Annotated in this window: 3 protein-coding genes; 2 read left to right on the top strand and 1 reads right to left on the bottom strand. The window is 62.9% G+C overall.

The annotated features are described in order from the left end of the window. The coding region (locus EN893_RS22510) for an elongation factor G (RefSeq protein WP_128361781.1) at positions 1-2,002 on the top strand (2,002 nt) is incomplete at its 5' end. Positions 2,003-2,722: 720 nt separating this feature from the next. After that, the gene (locus EN893_RS22505; protein ID WP_127267437.1) at positions 2,723-3,220 is read left to right on the top strand and encodes an isoprenylcysteine carboxylmethyltransferase family protein; all 498 of its coding nucleotides are present in this window, start codon (positions 2,723-2,725) and stop codon (positions 3,218-3,220) included. Positions 3,221-3,244: 24 nt separating this feature from the next. On the opposite strand, the gene EN893_RS22500 is transcribed toward EN893_RS22505, so the two are convergent. After that, a partial coding sequence (locus EN893_RS22500; protein WP_128361780.1) for a substrate binding domain-containing protein occupies positions 3,245-3,970 on the bottom strand: 726 nt, incomplete at its 5' end.

Raw genomic sequence — 3,970 nt, 5'->3', positions numbered from 1 at the left:
AGTCGGTCCCTTCGCAAGCGGTAAGACGACACTTCTCGAAGCCATATTGGCCCGTACGGGCTCAATTCCCCGACAAAATCCCGTTTCATCAGGTAACACCGTTTCAGATCATTCGCCCGAGGCGCGCGCCCACGCCATGAGCGTCGAGGCGACGGTCGCCACGACCGAATTCATGGGCGAGCAGATCACCTTCGTCGACTGTCCCGGTTCCATCGAATTCTCTTTCGAGGCCGAACCGGTGCTGGCCGCCTGCGACCTCGCGGTCGTCGTAGCCGAGGCCGATGAAAAGAAGATCCCTGCCCTGCAACTGATCATGCGCAAGCTCGACGATCTCGGAGTGCCGCGCATTCTGTTCCTCAACAAGGTCGACAAGGCAATCACCGGCGTGCGCGACACGCTGAAGATGCTGCAGCCGGCCAGTGCCGTGCCGTTGCTGCTGCGCCAGATTCCGCTGCGCAAGGACGGTGTCGTCATTGGTTCGATCGACCTGGCGCTGGAGCGCGCCTACATCTATCGCGAATATGCCGAAAGCGAGGTGGCGCAGATTCCCGGCGACGACAAGGCGCGCGAGCTCGAAGCGCGTTTCTCGATGCTGGAGACGCTGGCCGACCATGATGACCAGTTGATGGAACAACTGCTCGAGGAGATCGAGCCGCCCAAGGATGCGATCTTCGACGACCTCGCCGCCGACCTGCGTGACGGTGCGGTGATCCCGGTGCTGATCGGCACCGCCGAGAAAGGCAACGGCGTGCTGCGCCTCCTGAAGGCGATCCGCCACGACGCGCCCGACATCGAGGCGACCCGCAAACGGCTCGGTGCACCCGACGGCGCGGCTACCCTGGTCCAGGTGATGAAAACCATCCACACCTCGCATGGCGGCAAGCTGTCGGTGTCGCGCATCCTCTCCGGTCAGGTCGTCGACGGTTCCGAACTCTGGCTGCCCGGCGGCGACACGGCCAAGGTTTCCGGCATCTACCGGATGCTCGGCAAGGACCAGTCCAAGCTCTCCATCGCCAAGGTCGGCGACACGGTGGCACTGGGCAAGCTGGACGAGGTCAAGACCGGCCAGACGCTGAGCTCGGCCAAGGGCGGCATCAAGCCGCTCGTCCAGTTCGAGCCGCCGCAGCCGGTCTTCGCCTTCGCGCTCCGCCCCAAGGAGCGCAAGGACGAAGTGAAGATGTCGGCCGCCATCCAGCGGCTGGCCGAGGAGGACCCCTCGCTCAGCCTGCGCCACAATCAGGACTCGGCCGAAACCGTGCTGTCGGGCCATGGCGAGATGCATCTGCGCGTGGTGCGCGAGCGGCTGGAAGGCAAGAACCAGATACCGGTCGAAGGTCATCCGCCGGCGGTGCCCTATCGCGAGACGATCCGCAAATCGGCGCAGCAGCGCGGCCGTCACAAGAAACAGTCCGGCGGCCATGGCCAGTTCGGCGACGTGGTGATCGAGATCAAGCCGCTGCCGCGCGGTTCCGGCTTCCAGTTCACCGACACCATCACCGGCGGCGTCGTGCCCAAGACCTACATCCAGTCGGTCGAGACCGGGGTCCGCGACTATCTGAAATCCGGGCCGCTGGGCTTTCCGGTCGTGGATGTCGCAGTCAACCTGTCGGACGGCTCCTATCATGCGGTCGATTCCTCCGACATGGCCTTCCAGATGGCGGCCAGGCTGGCGATGAAGGAAGGCATGGCCGCGTGCTTGCCGGTGCTCCTGGAGCCCGTGATGAAGGTCGAGATCGTCACCCCCTCCGACGCCACCTCGAAGATCATCGCTCTCATCCCGCAGCGGCGCGGCCAGATCCTCGGCTACGACGCGCGACCCGACTGGCCGGGATGGGATGTCGTCGAGGCAACCATGCCGCAAGCCGAGATCGGCGACCTGATCATCGAGTTGCGCTCGGCGACCGCGGGCGTTGCCAGCTATCGTGCCGTCTTCGACCACATGGCCGAACTCACCGGCCGTCTGGCTGACGACGCCATGAACACCAACGGCAAGGCTGCCTGATGGCGTGGCGTTCCTCTCGAACCTGATTCGGGGGAACAAAAGAAAACGACGTCCGGCGGGGACCGGACGTCGTTTTGTTCGCGGACCGTTTCCTTGGGAGGTAAAACGTCAGGTCCGCCGCATTTGGTACCGCCGAGTTCGGCGGAAAAACGGTTCGGACGCGGTAGCCGCCTGAGCCCGGGCCGTACGAGTGATGCCCCCATCTCCCGTCCGAACCACACCGCGTCCTATGATCTACATAGCAGGTCGCGGGCGTCCGGGATATGTTACCAGAGGTTACATGTCACCGTTACGTGGCAATTGTGATGGAATTTTTGGCCGGCCCAGCAGGGTACAGGCAACAAAAAAGCCGGATCAATGAAGATCCGGCTGAGTTTGATTGGAGTGCCTGTTAAGGCTAACCTCCAGAGGGGAACACTCGAGGGCGCTAATGGGAGGAGAACGCGCCCAGGAGATGATCTATATATGTGCTCATCATGCCCAAGAAACAAGCATCTATTTTGCAACACACACATGCAAAAAGACGCAGGCTGTGGTCTAACCCATTCCAGAAGCCAATAGGACCAGCAAAATCGTCGAAATGGAGCGCTGAATCGGGCAATTGCAACTACAGAATCGCTAATCTCGGCTGGCTTTCGGCTCGAAATGCCAAAACTGGGCAATGATGTGGAAGCGGGCAGCAGGCGTGCATTTCTAAGGCAATCGCGGAGCAAGCAGCCAATGCGGAGGTTTTCGGCGATCGCCGGCAGTGCGGCCTTCTTCATCGCGGCGCCGTGCGTGGTTGCCGGGCTGGTGCCCTGGCTGTTGACCGATCGCTGGGGCTTGCCCTGGTCGAGCCTGCCGGGCTTTGCCCCTGTTGGCGGGCTTCTGATCGTTGCCGCGGGCGCGGCACTCCTGCATGCCTTCGGCCGTTTTGCGCTTGAGGGCCTGGGCACACCCGCACCGGTCGCCCCGACCGAGAGGCTGGTGATAGGCGGCATCTACCGCCATGTCCGCAACCCGATGTATGTCGCCGTGCTGTCGATCATCCTCGGCCAGGCGCTGCTGTTCTCGAGCTGGGCGCTGGTCGCCTATGCCGCCGTCAGCGCTGTCTCCATGGGCGCCTTCGTCAGGCTCTATGAAGAGCCGACGCTTAGCCGCCGTTATGGCGCCGAATACGAGACCTACCGCCGCAACGTGCCCGGCTGGCTGCCTCGGCTGATGCCCTGGCGGGGATAATCCCGTAGGGCGTGAAAACGAAAATCAGAAGGACCAGCTTCGGGCCTTGGCGATGATGAAGTCCCGGAACACATGCAGCTTGGCCTGGTTCTTCATCGCGTCGGGATAGGCGAAATAGGTGTCGAAAGACGGCACCTCGGTCTCCGGCAGCAGCTGCACCAGATCGGAGTCCTTGCTGATCACATAGTCGGGCAGCATGGCGATGCCGGCACCGCCCTGCACCGCCCGCTTGATCGACAATATGTCGTTGATCTGCAGCGTCGGCACCCTTTGTCCGCCTTCGAAATCACCGACCGTTTCCAGCCAGTTCAGCTCCGACAGATGCGACGGCACCGGCACGCCGAAGGTGACGATGCGATGGGCCTTCAGCTCGGCGACGGAAGACGGCTTGCCGTGCTTGGCGACATAGGATGGGGCCGCGTAGAGGTGGAAATGCACGGTGAACAGGCGGCGCTGGATCAGGTCCGGCTGCTGCGGCTGGCGCAGCCGGATGGCGCAATCGGCCTGGCGCATGGTGAGATCCAGCTCCTCGTTGGCGAGGATCAACTGCAGGCTGATTTCGGGATAGAGTTCGATGAATTCCTGCACCCGCTCGGTCAGCCAGCCGGCGCCCAGCCCCACCGTCGTCGTCACCCGCAGCACGCCCGACGGGCGATCCTTGGTCTCGGTCAGCCGGGACTTGATGGTCTCCAGCTTCATCAGCACGTCATGCGCCGTGCGAAACAGCATCTCACCTTGCTCGGTCAGCAC

Source organism: Mesorhizobium sp. M7A.F.Ca.CA.004.04.2.1 (assembly GCF_004022825.1).
Taxonomy (GTDB): Bacteria; Pseudomonadota; Alphaproteobacteria; order Rhizobiales; family Rhizobiaceae; genus Mesorhizobium.
The sequence above is the reverse complement of the archived record's forward strand: the minus strand, read 5'-3'. Positions and strand labels throughout refer to the sequence as shown.

Excerpts from the sequence above, each read along its gene's own strand:
- EN893_RS22505 (WP_127267437.1), top strand. The coding sequence starts at position 2,723 with ATGCGGAGGTTTTCGGCGATCGCCGGCAGTGCGGCCTTCTTCATCGCG.